Here is a 20,212-nt window from a genome sequence, read left to right as displayed (position 1 = left end):
GCCAATTAATTATTCTTTTTTCTTTTTCTCTAAGAGTACTGGGTAGGCCGACTTGATATAGCGCTTAGTCACCCTATCAAATAGACTATCTCCATCATTTGGCTCAAATTTCTCGTCATTAATATTGTCGAGAATTTCATTAGTAGCGTTAGCAGAAGTAGTTCCATAGCCACTACCTGCACTTCCACCAGAACCATAACCTGATCCAGATGAAGAATTTGAATTACCATTATTTGATGAGCTACCGTAACCTGAGTAACTTCCGCTTCCTGAGCCTGAACCACTTCCCCAGTTAATTCCAGAATTAGGTGAAACCTTCTTATCACCCTCTTCACTAGAGTCCCTAGAAGAGCTTCCAAGAGCATTACTATTAGAAGAACCAGTATTTAATCCACTTGCTCCACCAAGGCCTGGAGAGAGCGAAGCAAAAGTATTGGCCTTACTCTTTAGTTGTTCACCAAAGGCAGCATCTAATGATTTCTGATAATCGGCCAGCGCATTATCTTTCTTATACTTAATTCTCTTATCAATTAATTTAGAAACTCTATCGGCCTCTTGCTTTTTAATGGCATTGAAATTACTTCCACTAGTAGAATCATCTAAACTTCCACCGGATGAAACTCTATTTCCAAAGAGATTATCCATAAATGATCCAGAAGAAGCAGAACCATACTTACTATTCATAACTCCAAGAAGAGAACCACTTACATTCTTAATGAAATTAGAGCTCTCACCTTTTCCTTTAGTATCAACCTGCGCACCACCGATTAAGCGAGACTCTAGTCCAAGATTAACATCTAAGTCTGCAACATTCTTATCGTGGTTGGCATCAACATCAACAAGACAACCTTCGTTCTTCTCATAAACAGCAGAGATTAAGTCGTAGTATGCATTAATAACACCTGTAATCTGTAACATTCTTAGAGGCTCTACCGCCTTTCCAATTGGAACACGAACTTCGTACTCATCTTGTTTGGCACAGTACTGAGGTATTCCTGCAGAGAGATCACCTTCTTTAGATTTTTTCAGGTAATCCCCATTTGTAATTAAACTATTCGATCTTAGTGGAACTTCGTGAGAATACTTTCTAAAGAGATCGAGAGTCATATAGTACTCTTGCTCTTTATCAGTTCCAGCGAGAGTTGCACCTTTGGCCACTGGATTAATATTTTCTTCACTCGTTCTATAATTAAAGTACTTTGAATAAACGTCTAATTTATCAAGTCCTCTCTCTTCCTTGTCACCAATAGGATTACTCTCAAACTTTAAATATGTCTTAGAGTCAACTAAGAGCTTATTAACCTTTGCGAGTTTAGGAAGCATTTTCCCTCTGATTGTAAGGGCCTTATAGGCATATGAAGGATCGTGTAAGAAGTCGATAACTTCGTCTTTATTAAGATCTCTTACTAGCCAATTATTTTCAGAACAATTCTCATTATGGGCACAATACCAAACAGCGTTTTGTCCAGCGTGGGCAGCTTTAGAAAGATCTAAATTATACTCACCAGTCATCTCTTTTAAAGAAGTGATATAGGCCCTTTGGTACGCCTTCGTTAATCTCTGGTTTTTAAAGGCAGCTGACTGAACATCAAGTCCTAAGAACATATTCTTTTCAACAGACTTATCATCTTCAGGAGTATTTTCTTTCTTATCAACTTTCATTAGATAAGCAATATAGGCCTTATACTGCTCAGCTGTATAATCCTCAGCAGTTTTAAATTGATCAAAAGCTTCTTTAAAGGAAGTTCTATATCTGACAACAGCATCATGAAGTTGTTTAGTTAAGTCATATGTAGACTCTCTTGGCTCAGGTGAATTTGAGTTTGAACTCTCCTCTTCACTATCAGCAGTCTTAACTTCAATAGAACTTACAGCATCACTCTTCTTATCAATTAAGCTAAAGAGGTTTTCATAATTACCAAGTTCTAAGAAGTACTTATCTACAACTTGATTTACATCATCAGATACTTTTGGATTACATTCAGCTCCACCTCTAATACTAGCCGCTTGATTTGCGATCATTGTCTCATCTGAGAGAGCAGGTGGTTCGTAGGCAGGTACATTACAAGTCTTATCCTTTGGATCCCAGTAAAGACCATTACAACATGTATCTTTAGTTTCTGCCTTTTGTCCGGCGAGAGTACAAAGCTTTCTCTGCCACTTTACAGTAACTTCAAATTGAGCATTACACATATTCTGTGTCTCAATTCCCCATCCCCCATCAAGGCCTTTATTTCTTGGCCCATAGTCAATGGCACTACCATTTCCGCCAGGGTTACACTTAGCAGGACCAATTTTCTTAACTAATTTTAGATCGCGAACATAAGTAACTTCCTTCATTGGATCTGGCTCATTAGTAAGTTTTCCGGCCTTATCTCTTTTAAAAGGAGTGACTTTACAAAAGTGCTTTCCACCAGTTTCGTTTTCTTCACCATCACAAACCATTTTAAGTGTCTGAGTTCCACCTTCTGGAATATAGTCCGTGATATGTGGCTTAGGTGTACATGTAGGTCTAAACCCACACTTTGGATCTTTATATTGGATGGCGAAGTCCCCGTGACATGAGTTTGTCACCCAAATCGTATTATCATCATTAATACCGTAAGTACTTCCCTTTACACATGATGATCTAGACTTCTTCTTTAATAGATAAACATTTCCAATCTTTCTATTTTTAAATTCTTCTTGAGTAACATCACACTCATTTCTAATATAACAATAAGAGCGACACTCTAATTTAATATTCTTAGTTTGATCATCATAATCACATCTATTTAAGATTGGATTCGACTTCTCTGAAAACTCATGAGGTTGAGTCATATATTGATAACATTGATATCTAAAGTCAGCTAAACAGCTATCTGTCATAGAATTCTTACAGCTTTGATCAGATAATTTAAGACGGTCAACACATTGATCCATTGTATAGAGGAGTAGGTCTTTCTCAGCAGGTGTTCCATTATCACACTGCCCTTTTACATTGGACTCTTTCTTCCAAGTATGACCATCTTGAATACACTTACACTTTGTTTCAATTAAGTTTTCATAAGACTCAATCTCAGATGGACTCATCGAATCTTCACCTGACTGACCCATCTCATTTTGAATAGTGAACATGATACATCTTTCAATGAGAACTTGTTTTTGATCACCGTTTAACTTCTCGAGTTGAGTTTTATAATCGATCTGTGTTGCAGGGTCGATGTAATTATCCAGAGGATCAATTTTTCCATCAGGCTTAGTTTGAATTGGATTCGTCTGTCCATAACTACCAAAACAAAGGAGAGATAGAATGATTATAAGAAATTGCTTTTTCATAAAAACCACCTAATAAGGAGATAAAGTATTAAAATATAGCTAAATTTTAACATTAGATTAAATTTGTTGGAAATGGATACAAGCTATAGACATATTTTTCCTTATTCTACCTATATTAACAATAGGTTATATTGATTAAATGAAAATAATTAACAGAAACTTCATGTCTAAATTTGTGGGCATTAGGCCCTTACTCTTCACTCTAATCCTAGCAAACTCAATAAGTAGTAGTTATGGAAATATCCACTTTATTTGTGAAAATACTCAAGTAAAAAACGGTGTAGTAAATTCCTTTTTAAAGAACCAGGTTATTTCTGTCTCAAGCGCTGGATATTTTAAAAACTTCTCATCTCAAGATGAGGACACCATTTATCAATATAATGATAAAACCTGGAGTTGGAATGAGGGAGAAGGCAGCTATAAAATCAACTTGGATAAACTTAGAAGCTCGCTAGGATTAAAATCCCATACATATAAGTTGAGATACCTAACTGAAGAGAATCTCTCTAAATTAGAATTCTCTCCTATACTTATCACTACCAAAAATGGAGAGAAGTTTCCAAGCATATCTGTAGAGACAATTGATCCAAGACTTCCTATTCATAGAACGTGGAGACTTCCAAAGAATATTAGGGCCATTACTAGTGCAAATTACTATATTGAATACAATGATAAGTACTCACTTCTCACAAGAATCATTCAAAGCTTAAATAGTGCTTTTATAAAGAATACTATTAGCTGCAAGAGAATGGAGGAGAATCTACCACGCCTAAGAAAGGTCATCTCCCCTAGAGATATCACTCACTCTCCAAGTCTTTGGCCTAAGAGTTTAGCTCCCCTTAGAGAGAGCATCCAACAAATATTAATCGATGATTACTTAAGTGATCGCATCTCACTTTCAACTATAAAGAAGCATAAGAAATTCTTTAAAGATATTCATTTGGCAAAGCTTCTCATCTACTCAAATGCAAAACTAGAGTCGATGAAGTCAAAGAGCAGAAATGAAAAGTTCAATTTACTAACATCACTTCTAAAAGATCAACTCTCAAACGATGATAGCTCTAGAGTGAGACGAATCTTCTCATCAAACTTAAGAAAGGGAGAAGAGTTATTAAATATACCAATTGATACTTCAAAAGATGCAGACGACCGCGATGCTTTTAAACCAAATAAGTATTTAGATATGTCTATCATCTCAAGAGTTGCTCTCCACAAAAGCAACGGACAATACTTCTTCTACTTTTTTAATGAAAAAGATCCAGCTCAATTTGAAGTAGGCCCATTTCAATTTAAAAATATTTACTGGAAGAATTATAAGAACAAACTCTCGAGTTGTTCAGATAGAGTTATGAAACACTTAAATGAATACGAGAGAAAGTCTTTTGTCTTTTCAAGATCAGATTCTCTCCCTATTTCAGATGAGCTCATTCTCTATGAGAGAAAATTTCATAAGTACCCGCTTAAGGAAATCATTATCACTAATAATTGTAGAGGTCCTGGTAATATAGAATTTGAATGGCCGGGTATAATGAAAACATACTTCCAACTTCCAATTACTGTTATGGATAAGATCTATAAAGACATGACAGATTCAGAGGGTAGCTTCTTCGATCTTGGCGTAGAGAGCAGAACTTCTAAATTCTACGAGGCCCTATACAATGATCAAAACTACTCTCCTGGTCTAAAGAATAAGGCCGTCTCACTTTGGTCAAAGTACTTTGAAAAAGGCTATAGATGGTACGCAATCAATGATTTCTCTAAGGGAACAAAGAATTGCTCTATCGAAAATATAGAAAAAGACCTAACTGAGAATAGAACTGATTTTGTAGACGTAGAGTTTAAATACGAAATGGGAAGAATTCACTACGATCAATTCCCAGTCGAGACTCGAATGAAGTCGGGTTACAATAAAATTAAAACTCCCCTCGTCTATGTTAAGACTCCATGTAACGATGAAGATCTCAAACAAGATCCTCCAAAGCACTTCTATCCGCCAAAACCACTCTATGACACTAATAGTTTGGAATATTGGAAGAAGAAAACATGCTCTTTTACACCTATTAACTTCTTTCACTATGAAGACCTCTTAAAGTATCAAGTTCACCTATCTATGTTTGAAGTCGATGGTGTCTACACTGGTCAAAATAGAGAGACTAGTCTTCAGCAAACCACTGAATTTGATTTAAAACTCTTAAAGAATGATAAAGTGAGAGTAAAATTTGATTTTAAAAATGCTTATAGTTTTAAGAATTTAAAAATTTCTAAAAGTGGTGATAAAATGCATCTTAAGCTCTCTGGAGACAGAGACTTTAATCTCTCCCTTGGAAATATTGATTTAAATAAATTGAGAGAAAATTCTAATAAGACCGTTTTTAAAAGCCGTTTTCGTCCTTGGGCAACAGATAAAGTGAAAGGAATTTATAAATTAATTGGAATTAATACTTTTGATCTAAGTTCTTACTATAGTGATAATCCAATGAGTGAAGTGGAGACTTTTGCACTATTTCACAGAGACAGCGGGGAGATTTTAAATCATCACTTACCTGAGATTGGTATAGAGCAGTGGTTTCTAAGAGTCAGAGGAAACGAGCTCATTCTAGATCTCATCTCCCACGAGAGGATCACGCCTGTTGCAAGATTAGTGGCCCAATTGCCAACTAATTTTCTTCTTTAACAACCTTGTACTCGGCTTCAAATGTATCCGAATTTGAAGCCGTTCTTCTTTGATGAGAGTTTTGATCTTCGTAGCTTCTATTGGCATGACCCTGCGAAGAAGTGCCCGCACCATTGTAGCTACTGGCCATTTTCCCCTGCAAGTAAGAACGAAGAAGTGATCTCACAAGAGTGAAGAGAAAGTAGAAGAATATTAATTTCAATAAGAATTGTATTACCATAATCATCCTCTGATGCTCTGCCATTAAAACAGGCTTTGAGCACATTCGTCAACGAAGCGCAATTTTTTACAAAAAAGTATCTAAATAACAGTAATTAGTATCTTTTCGCCTTGAAGCTAAGATGGTAACCTTTCTCCCATTGTCAATGTATGGAATAAAGAAAAAAGGAAAATTACGCAATGAGTGATGATAATCAAAAGAAATTAATTCACTGGGCCGATTTCACGGCAGATAGAATTATCAGACAAAGAGGCGATAAAGAAGAATATACTGTGGCCAGTGGGATCACACCATCTGGAGTCGTGCACTTTGGAAATTTCCGAGAAGTTATTACGGTAGACTTCGTGGCAAGGGCCCTAAGAGATAGAGGAAAGAAAGTTCGCTTTATCTTTAGCTGGGATGACTATGATACATTTAGAAAGGTTCCACTCAACCTTCCAAAACAAGAAGAGCTCAAAGAGTATCTTTTTAGACCAATTGTCGATACTCCAGATCCATTTGAAGAGGCCGAATCCTATGCTGCTCACCACGAGCAAAATTTTGAGGCGCAATTAGATAAAGTTGGCGTTGAAGTACAACCAATTTATCAGGCCAAGAAATATAGGGCCGGTGATTATAAAGAGCAAATTAGAAAAGCTCTTGAAATGAAAAAAGATATTGCGGGAATTTTAAATGAGTACCGCTCAACTCCATATGGAGATGAGTACTATCCAATTTCAGTTTACTGCGAGAAGTATCTCACAGACGAAACTGAGATCATCGACTGGGATGGAAAGAATAAAATTACTTATAAGCACAAAGTTCATGACTACACAGGTGAAATTGATCTTGAAACAACTGATAAAGTTAAGCTTCCATGGCGTGTTGATTGGCCTATGCGCTGGGTATATGAAGGAGTAGACTTTGAGCCAGGTGGAAAAGACCACTCATCTCAAGGCGGATCTTACACGACGGCCAAAGACATTGTTAAACTCTACGGCGGTGAAGCTCCAGTCTACCTACAATATGACTTCGTATCTATTAAAGGTGCTGGCGGAAAGATGTCATCTTCTAAAGGAAACCTCATCACTGTTAACGACGTACTTAAAGTATACGAGCCAGAGATGGTGAGATGGATTTTTGCGAGTTATAAATCAAACGTAGACTTTGCAGTTAGTTTTGATCTAGATGTTCTTAAGACCTATGAAGACTTTGATAGACAAGAGAGACTTGCCTTTGGAGTTGAACAAGGAAATGAGAAGAAAGTAAATATGGCAAAGAGAGTTTATGAACTCTCAAGCATTGGTGAAATTCCAAAAGAGATGCCTTTCCAACCATCGTTTAGACACCTTTGTAATGTTCTACAAATTAATGATGGAAATATTGAAAAGGCCAAGAGCTACTACGCTAGTGAAATTAAAAACGAAAGAGATGAGAGACGCTTTAACGAGAGAAGTACTTGTGCACTTCACTGGTTAGAGAACTACGCTCCAGAAGAGTTTAAATTCAAAATCAATACAAATCCTACGGACTCTCAATGTGAAGAGAAGCAACTTGAGTTCCTAAATAAGTTCTCAACATTCCTTGATAGTGAATGGGATAGTATTCAAACAGACAAAGAACTTCACGAAAAAATGTATGAAATCATTCACGCCGTTGAAGTTCAGCCAAATGATGTATTCCCAGTTATGTACGATAGACTTATCTCTAAAGAGAAAGGTCCAAAACTTGCTGGCTTTATTCGAACTATTGGTAAAGAAAGAGTTTTAAAATTATTTAAATAAGAATAAGGGGAGTCATGACTCCCCTTTTTATATTAGACTTCTTCAGAGTTATAAACATGAAGAAAGTGAAAGTGCTTCTCATATTGAGTTATAGCATCAGCGATTATTTGCTCTTTTGAATAGCCATAAATATCGTAGTGCTGTCCACCAGAGAAGAGAAAGACCTCGGCCCTCCAATAAGACTTTTGCGATTCATCCACATACTCTGGAACAATAAATTCACGCAGCCTAATTGAATATTGGAAGTCTTCAACATTGAGATTTTTAATGGTCAAATCAATACTTTGATCAGTTTTAGAGATCTCAACAATCTGATCCTTCTTAGATAATTCCTGGGCCAATTCATCAATGGCCGGAAAACCTACCTCTTTAACAAATTTGAGCGCCTGATCGTGAGTTGGATGATCTACCAGAGTACCAAGTCTCTCCTTCCACGTCATTGAGGCCTGAGTATATTGAATTGTTGTCGTATGATTTTGCACTGAAGTCATCAATAGATAATCAGCTCGTAGTGACTTAATAAAGGCCAACAGAGCAATGAGGATCATAAAAATCATTGGAAAGGCAGAAGCAATAGTCATTGTCTGAAGTGCACCAAGACCACCAGCAAGAAGAAGAATAGAGGCCACAACACCTTCCATAACTGCCCAGAAAATTCTTTGCCAAACTGGCGGCTCTTGCTCACCACCTGAGGCAAGAGTATCAATAACAAGAGAACCTGAATCAGATGAACTAATAAAGAAAGTCATGACAAGAAGGACTCCAAGCCCTGAGAGAAAAGTTGTTCCAGGTAAGTATTCAAAGAATTGAAAAAGCGCCACAGGAACATTTGTATTAACCATTTCAATTAATTTATCTGCCTTGCCTTGTAGGGCCAAAGAAATGGCAGAGTTTCCAAATACTGACATCCACAAGAAAGTAAATGCAGCAGGAACAAACACCACTCCGGCCATAAATTCTCTGATGGTTCTTCCCTTTGAAATTCTAGCAATGAAAATTCCTACAAATGGAGACCATGAAATCCACCACCCCCAATAGAGAAGAGTCCATCCACCAATCCATGACTCTTTTTTCTCATAAGCATAGAGATTAAATGTTTTATAGATAATATCTGAGAGATACGCACCCGTATTTTGAATATAAGACTTTAAAAGAAATACAGTGTCACCAAGAACAATAACCGCTACTAAAAGTAAGAGGGCCAAGAATAGATTTAAATTTGATAATTTCTTAATACCACCATCTAGTCCTAAAACAACTGAAATGGTCGCTAAGAGAGTTATCCCAGCAATCAGAGCAACTTGAATAGCAGGAGTTTGAGGAACACCAAAGAGATAATTGAGACCTGCATTGACTTGCGTGACCCCATAGCCTAGTGAAGTGGCGACACCAAACATAGTACCTATAATGGCAAAGACATCGACCATATCGCCAATTCTTCCGTGAATCTTATCTCCAATAATTGGATAGAATGCCGATCTTGGAAGAAGTGGTAATTCTTTTCTATAACAAAAGTAGGCCAAGATAACTGCTAGAGTTGAGTAGATGGCCCAAGCATGTAATCCCCAGTGAAAGAAAGTAATCTTCATGGCCTCTCTAGCCGCTTCAATACTATTTGGCTCACCTATTGGCGGCGAGGTAAAATGCATCATCGGCTCGGCCACACCAAAGAAGAGAAGTCCAATTCCCATCCCTGCACTAAAGAGCATGGCAAACCATGACAGATTAGTATACTCCGGCTCTGAGTGATCTGGACCTAGCTTGATATCACCCATTCTACTGAGCATAAGCCACAGAGAAGCGAAGAGAATGATCCCAACAGATAGGATATATATCCAACTCGTATTTGTAATAAGCCAGCCTTGAATGGCCTTAAAGAATTGCTCCACTTCCTTTGGCCAGATGGCGCCAAAGAGTGTGATCATGGCGATAAAGATAGCGGACGATAGAAAAACCGGCCGATTCATCGTTGAATCTTGTTGATTACTCATTTAAACCTCAATTAAATTCATTATTTAGATATGTTTTACCTTCGTCTATTAAAGCGTATTATCTTAAATTATCCGGCCTATATTTTTGTTAATTAGGATTAACCGAACGCGTCAATAAAATCTATAAGACTTCCTATAAAAGTAAGATTTTAGAGAATGGTTCGGGTTGACCCTATGCGCACTTTGACACCAGCAATAATTACAACAATTTACAAGAAAACATATTTTCACAAAAAATGTGTTTTCTTACATTTCAGAAAAAAGTATTACATTTGACAAAAAATAGCGATTATTTACAGGCAAGCGTTGCCACTCTATCTCCCATCAGAGAAAACATAAGTACGAAACAACCAAGAGGGAGAAAGCAGAATGAAAAAAATCTTTATGGCACTTGTAACTTTATTGACTGTATCTAGCGTAAGCGCAGAAGTATGTACGGCGAAACTTGAACAACACGATAGATATAGCTCATATACTATCCAAAGATTTGTAAAATTTGACTACTACCAGCAGAGAGCTTGTAACGATGCAATGCAAGACTGTAGGCAGGAAATGAGAGAGAGAAGAAGGTGGGATAGATTCGCTAACCTTACTTGTTCACTAGAAGGTAGAAACCCAGGACAAGGAAATCAGCAATGTTCATTTGATCTTCAAAGACAAAATGGAAGAATCATCGATACATTCAGCAGACAAAGCTGTAGAGCAGCTGAAGATGCTTGTATGAGAGACCTTGTAAGAAGAAATAGAAACGGAAATGCTCTAAGAGCAAGATGTGTAAGAGGATACTCATCACCTACTAACCCAGGAAGACAACAAGTAACTAGATCATGTACTGTTGATAAAAGAGGTGGACAAGGTAGAGTAAGAGATTCTTTCACTGCACAGGCAACTGGTAGACAAGGTTCAGGAGTTAAGGCCCAAGCTTGTTCTAAGGCCATGAGAAAGTGTCAAAATACAGTTGTGAGAAACCAATACTGTACTCAAAGATAAGTAAAACCTTATTTTTAAACCATATAGGCCCTCTTTGAGGGCCTTTTTTGTGCATAGTCATGTAAAAAATCGCCCAATTGCCCTTCTAGAAATTTACTCTCTATAAATTTAAGTCTAAAATGCCCAAAATTTTAAAAAAAGGTAGATATAATGAATCCATGGCATGATGTAGAGCTTGGACTTGAAGGTTCAGCAATTGTAAACGCGATTATTGAAGTTCCTCGTGGAGAGAAGACAAAGTATGAATTAGATAAGACAACAGGTCTTATTAAAGTTGATAGAATCCTCTCTAGTGCGGTTCACTATCCAGCAAATTACGGATTTATCCCAAGAACATATTGTGATGATAAAGATCCTCTCGACGTTCTCGTATTAGGACAAGCGAAGGTTGTTCCAATGTGCCTTATGAAAGTTAAGGTTATTGGAAATATGCATATGATTGATGGTGGAGAAATTGATGATAAACTTATCGCAGTTCACGCTGACGATCCACAATTCAACGGATTTAACTCAATTAAAGATATTCCAGAGCACACTCTTAAAGAAATTAAGAACTTCTTTGAGACATATAAGGCCTTAGAGAAAAAATCTGTAGAAGTTAATGAGTTCACAGATAAGGATCACGCAATTGAAGTGCTTAACAATGCGATTGAGCTCTACAATAAAGAAGAAAAAAATCTAAAATAAATATTTCCTAAGGGCCCTCGTTGAGGGCCTTTTTTATGTCAAACAAAGCATTAAATCTCACTCAAAATATTGAATATACCTCCGAGGATATGATACCTTTTTAGTTAGGAGTTAATTATGGAAGAAACAAATTACAAGAGTAGAAGAATACAAACCATCTCTAAACTAAAAGATGGAATCGCCATTCTTCCTGCCGCTAAATATAAGACTAGATCTCACGATACTGAATTTGATTTTAGACAAAATTCAAACTTTAAGTATCTCACTGGAAGTAATGAACCTGAATCAATCCTCGTTCTTACTCCACATGGAAAAAAGAAAGATCACCTCTTTGTTAGGGCCAAAGATCGTATGCAAGAAATCTGGGCCGGAAGAAGACTTGGGGTCGAGAAATCAAAAGAGATTTTTGAAATGGACGAAGTCTACACTCTAGATGAATTTGATAAAATTCTTCCTGAGTTAATGAAAGGTCATAGTGAAGTATTTATTGACTTAGATCAAAATCTTAAACTCTTTAATAAAGTACGAAAGATGGCAATGGGTCTAGATCCAAGAGGACGATTAAAGATACCAACACCAAGTGCCTTTAGACACCTTAACCCTATAATTGAAAAACAAAGACTCATTAAAGATCAAAATGAATTACTACTTATGAAAAGTGCTGCCAAGGCAACAGCTAAAGCCCATCGTGCGGCCATGGCCATGGCAAGTACTGAGCACAGTGAAGCAGATATTCATAACCTCATGAATTATGTCTTTAAGAAAAATGGAGCAAGTGGTGAAGCCTATGGTTCAATTGTCGCCGGTGGTGAGAATGGAACGATTCTTCATTATATCGAAAATAATGCTCCTTTAAGAGACGGTGAGACTTTATTAATTGACGCTGGAAGTGAATTTGGAACATATGCAAGTGATGTCACTAGAACTTTTCCTATCAACGGAAAATTCACAACTATTCAAAGTGAAATCTATGAAGTTGTTCTTCGTGCAATGAAAGCAAGCTTCTCAAAGTGTAGCCCAGGCCACACATTGGAAGAAGTTCATATGGAATCAGTCAAAGAGCTCTCTCTAGGACTTAGAGAACTGGGTATTTTCAAGCAAAGTGTTGATGAAATCATAGAGAAGAATTTATTTAGAGAATTCTATCCACATGGAACTTCCCATTGGATCGGACTCGATGTTCACGATCAAAATCCATATTTAGATAAGGACTTCAATCCTATTAAATTTGAAAAAGGAATGTGTTTCACTGTAGAGCCTGGACTTTACTTTCAAAGAGATAATTTAGAGATTCCAGAGCACTTTAGAGGATTGGCAGTAAGGATTGAAGACGACATTCTTATTACAGATAGCTTCTATGAAAATCTCACAGCGATGATTCCAAAAGAAATTAAAGAAGTGGAGGCCGCATGCCAAGAAGACTACAAACAATTTCTTTAATTCTCGCGCTTGCACTTATCTTACCAATCAAGGTAAGTGCAAAATCAAAGCATATCTTCTACAAGAGAGAACATGAAACTTGTCGCTTAAAGTTATGGGATAATTTTGAAGGCGATGAAGATCTCGACTATAAAGAATTACTACTCGAATATCTTAAAGAAAAAAATTACCAAGTGAGTACACTTGGTGAAAGTAGAAAGATCATCAACGGTGATTACCACCTAGAGTTCACATGGCTTAGAAGCGGTTCAAAGCTATTCAAGGACTGTAGCGCTGAGATAAAAATGTATCAATCAGAACTAGACCGGGCCAGAAAGAGTGATCCTATTATATTTGAGGACTCAAAACAAAGAAGCTTTCCAAGACACACTCCATCTGGCAAAGAAAGATGTAAAAGGGCCATAAGAGACGCCACGAGAGCTCTTCCCCACTGTATTCTAAAAAAGTAATTGATTAATGACGACGTTGAGTTAAGTAGTCAAAGATATAGAGAATAGGCTTTTTATTCTTATTAAAGGCCTTCATCTCTTTTTCATTCGTGCAAAGATCTTTTTGGATTTCTTCTAAGAGATTTCTCGCACTTTCAATATGCTTATTAGCAGCTTCACGAACAACTTCAACTGCCTTTTCAATTTTCTCACCATTATAGAGCTTAGAGAGAGACTCTCCATTTCTATATTTTTCAAACTCTACTGGATGCATACTTAGCCACTGAAAAATTACTGAATTTACCAATTCATTATCTAGATCAAGATTTGCATCTTTCTGAGACTCTGAAGAAAAGTCTAGAGTGTCATCCATTAATTGAAAGGCAATGCCTAGATCAATTCCCATTTGCTTAGACTTCTCAATTGTAGAGCGAGAGAGCCCGGCTAAAATAGCTGGAGCATAACAACACCAACTCATCACAGATGCTGTTTTCTTGATAGCAATTTCTTCAATTAGCTCACTCGTATAATCTCTTGTCTCAATAGCGTCGGCCTGAATCCATTCTCCAATGGCAAGGTCTTGAATAACCTTAGCCATCTCCCCTACTAATTCGAGGTTTCCAGCATTAGTGAGATTCACAATAACATCAGAGAGAAGGTAATCTCCTGCAAGCACGGCCTTCTTATTTGAAGCTTGTATATTGATAGAGGCAACTCCACGTCTTGTTGTCGCATTATCAATGACATCATCATGTGACAAACTTGCAGCGTGGACTAATTCGATAGATTTTGCGTATGGATCAAGAGTTTTAAAATCTACACCATAGAGATGACCCACTAAATAAGTGAGCAACGGACGAAGTCTCTTCCCACCAACGAGCACACTATTTTGAAGGAGCTCATTTACGGCCTTTGAGCAGTTATTCGAAGATATATTGAGATCCATATCTTTGACATGCTTTAGGGTCTTCAGGGGAATTGTAGATAGAAAGTCTTGTAACATACTATAATTAAAAGTGATTTAATAACACACTCTTTTAACAGGCCCAGCGCTCAATGTAAATGAGAAATAACACAGTTGCTAAACTTACATGAAATCATTACTTCTTTTTTTAGACAACACTTGCAACATTAGGCACAAAAAGTTATATCTTTGGGCCTAGAATACCTAAAAGAGGAACCTATGACGACAGCGCTTCAAGGCCGTAAAAAAGAATCTTGGAAAATATTTGATGAGATTGCAGGAACTTATGATCTTTTAAATAAGTTACTCTCCTGTGGTATCGATATCTACTGGAGAAGTAAGCTCTTAAAGAATCTACCTAAAAGAGAAAATATGCAGGCCCTTGACCTTGCAACGGGAACAGCTGATGTTCCTCTCGTACTCGTAAAATCAAAGAATATTTCTAAAGTTACTGGGATCGACCTATCAAAAGGAATGGTTGAATTTGGTAAGAAGAAGGTTAAGAAAGCTGGTAAAGAAAATAAGATTGCACTTCATATTGGCGATGGATGTAATATTCCTGCCGCTGATGAAACAATGGACGTTGTAACAATCAGCTTTGGTATTAGAAACTTCCCAGACCCACAAAAATCCCTAAGAGAGATCTTTCGCGTTTTAAAGCCAGGTGGCAGAGTGATGATTATGGAATTTGGCCTACCAAAGAATTTTCTTGTTAGGGCCGTCTACATGTTCTACTTCAGACACCTTCTTCCATTTGTTGGAAACTTACTTTCAAAGCATAAAGATGCTTATACATATCTTAACGAAACAGTTGAAGACTTTCCTTATGGTGAAAGTTTTACTAATTGGATGAAAGAAGCAGGATTTTCAAATGCAAACTTCACAGAGCTAACATTTGGAATCTCAAACCTTTATATCGGTGATAAGAAATAAATGATTAATCTATTAGAGTTGAAACATTCAGTAATAAGACAGCTTTCAGAGCATTGGAAGCAAGTTGACTTTGATAATCTATCAAAAGATAAGAAGCGTTTTGTTACTTATAAATTTAAAATCGAAAAGACAAAATTATCAAACCTTCTTGGTCACGTTATTCATAGGCCTTTAAATTATTTCAAGAGTAAAGATAATTCAAAAGAGATCCTAGGTATTGGCTCTCATATTACTTACACAAAGAAATATGATTATAATAAACTCTTAGGCCTTATCGAGTCTGACAACGACCTCGTATTCCTTGGAGCACAGCGATTTGACTCAAACACAAAGCGCGATGATGCATGGTCAGGTTTTGACGAATGTCACTTCACACTGCCAAAGATTATTTTTGAAACAACACCTGAATCAACTGTTCTAAAGGTTGTTTTTAATAAGAAGTCAATTTCAACAGAAGACAAGAGATCGAATGCTCTCTTTGAACTCGAAGCTTACTTAAACTTCATTAGACATGAATTTACAGTGACAAAGCCTAGAGAAGTGGCCACTTACCCTTCTAAAGATCAGTGGTCTAATATGGTTGATTACTGCTTAAATACACTTTCTACAACACCTTTAGAGAAAGTGGTTATTGCTAGAAAAGAAATTGTAGAATTTGATAGACTAGCTGACCCAATGGCCATCTTTGAGAAGAATATGAAAAATGCTAATGATAGCTACCTCATGTATCTCGATCCAGGCGATGGGAAAGTCTTTATGAGCTTCACACCAGAGAAGCTCTTTAAGTTAAACAATAGAGAGATCTCTCTCGACTGTCTTGCTGGTACTAGACCTAGATCAAATGACTTTGAAGCCGATTTAAAGTTTCAAAGTGAGCTTATGAGCTCAGCGAAAGAGTTGAATGAGCACAGAATCGTCACTAGAGAAATCCAAGAAAAACTTTCAAATCTTGGTGCAGATGTTCGAGTTGAAAATAAAGAGTCTATACTCAAGTTAAAATTTATTCAGCATTTGCACACTCATATTAATGCAACTCTTCCAGAGAGAAGTAACTTTGCAGTTCTTCTTAATACATTCCACCCTACGCCGGCCGTAGGCGGAAGACCGTGGGAGATGGCAAAGAAGTGCATTGAGCAGGCAGAGCCTTTTGATAGAGGACTCTACGCAGGTCCAATGGGCTATATCTCTGCAGAGTCATGTGAATTTGCAGTTGCAATTCGCAGTGCTCTTACAGAAGAGACGAAGTTACATTTATTTGGAGGTTGTGGTCTAGTCACTGGCAGCGAAGCTGAAAGTGAGTGGGTAGAAACTCAAAATAAAATGAAGAACTTCGAGATCACACTCTAGGTATAAAATGATTTTGGCCAATAACCTCTCAACACTTTGGTCTTCAATAATTATTGATGAGTTAATCAAGTCTGATGTTACCCATTACTATATTTCACCGGGCATGAGAAATGCCCCATTGGTTCAATCTCTACTACAAAGAAGAGATGAGGTTTCACTATTCCTAGGAGTAGATGAAAGAGCACAGTCCTATAGAGCACTTGGAAATGCTAAGGCCACAGGTAAAACATCAGCACTTATTTGTACTTCTGGAACGGCACTAGCAAATTATACACCTGCAATTATCGAAGCTAAGAAATCAGCAACTCCTCTAATTGTTCTCTCTGCCGACAGACCAATTGAGCTTGCCACAAGTGATGCCAATCAAACAATTAATCAGGTTCACTTTTATGGGCACCATATATTAGCAGACAATTGCTTAGGGGCCCCAACAACAGAAATTTGTCCACAGGTTATAAGAAACACTGTAGACCATCTTATTTTCAGATCACGCTACCCTATCAAAGGGCCAGTACATTTAAATATACCTCTTAGAGAGCCAATTGATATGACAGAGGTTCATATTGATGAAGACTATGTAGAAAGAGCTAAGAGTGGATTTAAGAAATCTTTTCAAACAAAGTACTTTCCTCCAACCCAAGGGCTTAGTCCATTGGCCAAAGAGAGCATTGCAAAGATTATCAAGGATAATCCAAAAGGCCTACTTGTTGTTGGCTCCCTTCCTTGTTCGCTCGATAAGGAAATTATCAAGGCCTTTATCCAAAAGTTAAATTGGCCAGTATTCTTAGATATATCTTCTTCACTAAAATATAATTACTCAATAAGAGATAATATCATTCCAACTTTTGATCATAGCGAAGTCTATGAACAAATGAGCAGAGTTAAACCTTCGGCAATCATTCACCTCGGTGGTCGAACAACAAGTAAACACTACTATAGATTTTTAGAAGAGTTTGCTGACATTGAACTTATTAGTGTTAACTGGAGTGAAGAAAAAGAAGACCCTTCTCAGAACACAGACTACAGAATGATCTGCGAAGTAGATCAATTCTGTCTTGAGATGTGTGAACATATTCAACCAAGTGAGAATCCAATTAGAATCAATTGGAGTGAGTTCACACAAAAGAAATGTCAATTAATTGAAGAGTCGCCTCTAAGCTACCCTGTTATCTCTAAGAAAATAATTGATCAGATAGAAGACAAGCAGTCTCTATATATTGCAAATAGTACGGTAGTTCGAAGTTTTGATAACTACTTATCAATGGAGAGCACTAAGGATATTGATATATTCACTAACCGCGGTGTTAGCGGGATAGAAGGACTAATGGCCAGTGCTCTAGGTGCAGCCGAGAGTATGAATAAGTATATGACTCTAGTCATTGGTGATGTAAGTTTTCTACATGACTTAAACTCGCTACAGCTTATTAAAGATTCTAAAACACCAATGTGTATCGTCTTAGTTAATAATAGCGGAGGAGGAATCTTCACTCTACTTCCAATTGCAAAGGAAGAGGCCTTATTGCCCTACCTCACAACTCCACACGATCTTACTTTTGAGAGTGCAGCAGAACAATTTTCCATAGACTATATAAAAGTAACTTCAACATCTTCTTTTGAAGAAGCATTTCAAAATGCTCAGAAAAAGAAGAATACAATCCTAATCGAAGCGATTGTCTCCAACGAAGAAAATATTGAAGTCTATAATAAATTAAAAACGGTTAAATTATGAATAATAAACTCAGTGCCTGGATACAAGCATCTAGGCCTAAGACACTACCAGCGGCCTGTGGTCCAGTTATCTTAGGTAGCGCCCTGGCCTATGAAATGGGCGAAAATTTCTCACCTCTAATTTTCATCCTAACATTACTAGCAGCTGTATCCATGCAAATTGGAACGAACCTTGTTAATGACTACTATGATGCCGTAAGAGGTATTGATAGTGAAAAGAGACTTGGACCTACGAGGGTGACACAAGCAGGACTTATACCTGCACCAGTTGTAAAGAGAGGATTTATTCTCTGTTTTCTCTTTGCAGTAGTTGTGAGTATTTATCTTATGTATATCGGTGGTAGTACAATTATCATCATGGGGATTCTCTGTATCCTAGCGGCCTATGGCTATACTGGTGGCCCCTTTCCCTTTAGTCATTACGCTCTAGGAGAGCTCTTTGCTCTTATCTTCTTTGGTCCAGTAGCTGTTTGGGGAACTTACTATCTCCAATATAAAGAGTTCAACTTAGATATTATTATACTAGGTCTAGGCCCTGGGCTAATCTCTGCCGCTATCATGAGTGTGAATAATTTAAGAGATATTGAGAGTGATTCAAAAACTCAAAAAGTAACTATTGCAACTTTAGTAGGAGAGAAATTTGCTCGCGCCTTTACACTCTCACTTGTACTTCTATCAACGTTCATTCCTTACTATGCCTACTTAAAGTTAAATCTTTCATGGTCTATTTTAGCGACAATAACTTGTTACCCTTTCTTTTTAACGTGGAAGCAAATTGCTAAAGCGCCTATTGATAGCAAGCTTAACCTCGCTCTGGCCAACACTGGAAAGTATCTCTTTCTTTACTGCGCAGTTTTTAGTCTTGGAGCGCTACTGTGAATTACACATATAGAAAGGGAAGCTGCCCTCTAAGAAGAGAAATTAAAATTGGTAATGAAATCATTCATGAACGAGAGTGGATTGAAATAGATAACGGTATTATAAAAGTCGATCTCGCTCCACTTCCAGGTCTTCACCAAGAAACTCTTAAAGAGTCATATCTAGACTTTAAAAATGCAGAGTTTAAAACTCCTAGTGCACTCTTTGCTAAGGAGTGTTTTGATTTCTTTACCGGTGTAGAAGATATTGAAATAAAGAGTAATAAACTTCTCTATATAGATTTAAGTAATGACCCAAAAGAATCAGCAAACACTTGCCAAGTGAATACTATCTACAAAGTAAAAATTGGAAGGGGTGATTTAGATCTTGAAAGAAAGTGGCTAAAGATTTTTTTAGAAAATTTAAATGAGTCTACTCAGATTCGACTAGATGGAAATATGTCTTTCACAGTAGAGCAACTCAATGCATACCTAGAAGACTTAAAACTAGATAGAGTGCAATATATAGAAGAACCACTAGTAAATGCAACTGAGTGGCAATTAATAAAAAGATCTCATGAACTAGAGTTCGCCCTTGACGAAAATATTGGGCACAGAAGAGATTTTCATTTTGCAAAGTACATTATTGTCAAACCAACTTGGAATCTTTCTCTAAGAAATACTCTTAAAGAATTGGCCCTAGAAAACCAAGAAGTCGTTATTTCAAGCGCCTTTGAGCCTCCCAACAACATGAAAATATTAAAGATGCTTGCGGCCGAAGGCGACCAAGTTCCAGGACTTGATACATTAGAGTACTTTAATTTAGATAGGCTCAATATTTCACCTTTTAATATTATTTGATTCTTTGCTAG

At 37.1% G+C, this 20,212-nt stretch carries 15 protein-coding genes; 11 read left to right on the top strand and 4 right to left on the bottom strand.

The window, feature by feature from the left end; all coding sequences use genetic code 11:
* Positions 1-9 precede the first annotated feature (9 nt).
* On the bottom strand, positions 10-3,318 hold the full coding sequence (locus BMS_RS16890) for a DUF3011 domain-containing protein (RefSeq protein ID WP_014244295.1): 3,309 nt from the start codon (positions 3,316-3,318) through the stop codon (positions 10-12).
* 139 nt (positions 3,319-3,457) lie between these two features.
* Between BMS_RS16890 and BMS_RS07955 the strand changes: the two genes are divergently transcribed.
* The gene (locus BMS_RS07955; RefSeq protein WP_014244294.1) at positions 3,458-5,992 is read left to right on the top strand and encodes a hypothetical protein; all 2,535 of its coding nucleotides are present in this window, start codon (positions 3,458-3,460) and stop codon (positions 5,990-5,992) included.
* On the opposite strand, the gene BMS_RS07950 is transcribed toward BMS_RS07955, so the two are convergent.
* A complete protein-coding gene (locus BMS_RS07950; RefSeq protein WP_157868260.1) occupies positions 5,976-6,194 on the bottom strand; it encodes a hypothetical protein in 219 nt (72 codons plus the stop codon). The two genes, BMS_RS07955 and BMS_RS07950, sit on opposite strands and share 17 nt — an antisense overlap.
* Positions 6,195-6,391: 197 nt before the next feature.
* Here BMS_RS07950 and lysS point away from each other — a divergent pair, with 197 nt between their 5' ends.
* On the top strand, positions 6,392-7,975 hold the full coding sequence (lysS, locus tag BMS_RS07945; protein ID WP_014244291.1) for a lysine--tRNA ligase: 1,584 nt from the start codon (positions 6,392-6,394) through the stop codon (positions 7,973-7,975).
* Between the two features lie 32 nt (positions 7,976-8,007).
* On the opposite strand, the gene BMS_RS07940 is transcribed toward lysS, so the two are convergent.
* A complete protein-coding gene (locus BMS_RS07940; RefSeq protein ID WP_014244290.1) occupies positions 8,008-9,966 on the bottom strand; it encodes a BCCT family transporter in 1,959 nt (652 codons plus the stop codon).
* A gap of 369 nt (positions 9,967-10,335) precedes the next feature.
* Between BMS_RS07940 and BMS_RS07935 the strand changes: the two genes are divergently transcribed.
* The 4 genes from BMS_RS07935 to BMS_RS07920 all read left to right on the top strand — a co-directional run bounded on the left by BMS_RS07935 (position 10,336) and on the right by BMS_RS07920 (position 13,532).
* Positions 10,336-10,956 carry a hypothetical protein gene (locus BMS_RS07935; RefSeq protein WP_014244289.1) on the top strand — a complete coding sequence of 207 codons (621 nt, stop codon included), beginning with the start codon at positions 10,336-10,338 and terminating at the stop codon, positions 10,954-10,956.
* Between the two features lie 150 nt (positions 10,957-11,106).
* A complete protein-coding gene (locus tag BMS_RS07930) occupies positions 11,107-11,643 on the top strand; it encodes an inorganic diphosphatase (protein WP_014244288.1) in 537 nt (178 codons plus the stop codon).
* Between the two features lie 117 nt (positions 11,644-11,760).
* On the top strand, positions 11,761-13,083 hold the full coding sequence (locus BMS_RS07925) for an aminopeptidase P N-terminal domain-containing protein (RefSeq protein ID WP_014244287.1): 1,323 nt from the start codon (positions 11,761-11,763) through the stop codon (positions 13,081-13,083).
* Positions 13,053-13,532 (top strand): hypothetical protein, encoded by a 480-nt coding sequence (locus BMS_RS07920; protein WP_044557414.1) that lies wholly within the window; start codon positions 13,053-13,055, stop codon positions 13,530-13,532. The genes BMS_RS07925 and BMS_RS07920 overlap by 31 nt, the downstream gene beginning before the upstream one ends.
* 4 nt (positions 13,533-13,536) lie before the next feature.
* On the opposite strand, the gene BMS_RS07915 is transcribed toward BMS_RS07920, so the two are convergent.
* A complete protein-coding gene (locus BMS_RS07915; protein ID WP_014244286.1) occupies positions 13,537-14,514 on the bottom strand; it encodes a polyprenyl synthetase family protein in 978 nt (325 codons plus the stop codon).
* Positions 14,515-14,694: 180 nt separating this feature from the next.
* On the opposite strand from BMS_RS07915, the gene ubiE reads away from it, so the two are divergent.
* Genes ubiE through BMS_RS07890 form a run of 5 tightly spaced genes read left to right on the top strand, consistent with a single transcriptional unit; the run spans position 14,695 to position 20,201 of the window.
* A complete protein-coding gene (ubiE, locus tag BMS_RS07910) occupies positions 14,695-15,408 on the top strand; it encodes a bifunctional demethylmenaquinone methyltransferase/2-methoxy-6-polyprenyl-1,4-benzoquinol methylase UbiE (RefSeq protein ID WP_044557413.1) in 714 nt (237 codons plus the stop codon).
* On the top strand, positions 15,409-16,755 hold the full coding sequence (locus BMS_RS07905) for an isochorismate synthase (RefSeq protein ID WP_014244284.1): 1,347 nt from the start codon (positions 15,409-15,411) through the stop codon (positions 16,753-16,755).
* Between the two features lie 13 nt (positions 16,756-16,768).
* On the top strand, positions 16,769-18,484 hold the full coding sequence (menD, locus tag BMS_RS07900; protein ID WP_157868259.1) for a 2-succinyl-5-enolpyruvyl-6-hydroxy-3-cyclohexene-1-carboxylic-acid synthase: 1,716 nt from the start codon (positions 16,769-16,771) through the stop codon (positions 18,482-18,484).
* Complete coding sequence (locus tag BMS_RS07895; protein WP_014244282.1) at positions 18,481-19,362, top strand: 1,4-dihydroxy-2-naphthoate polyprenyltransferase; 882 nt, start codon at positions 18,481-18,483, stop codon at positions 19,360-19,362. The genes menD and BMS_RS07895 overlap by 4 nt, the downstream gene beginning before the upstream one ends.
* Positions 19,359-20,201, top strand: a complete 843-nt coding sequence (locus BMS_RS07890; RefSeq protein WP_014244281.1) for an enolase C-terminal domain-like protein — start codon at positions 19,359-19,361, stop codon at positions 20,199-20,201. Before BMS_RS07895 ends, BMS_RS07890 begins: the two co-directional genes overlap by 4 nt.
* Positions 20,202-20,212 lie beyond the last annotated feature (11 nt).

Origin of the sequence: Halobacteriovorax marinus SJ (genome assembly GCF_000210915.2) — a bacterium.
Taxonomy (GTDB): Bacteria; Bdellovibrionota; Bacteriovoracia; order Bacteriovoracales; family Bacteriovoracaceae; genus Halobacteriovorax; species Halobacteriovorax marinus.
Note: the sequence above shows the minus strand (reverse complement) of the source record. Positions and strands in the feature narration are given on the sequence as shown.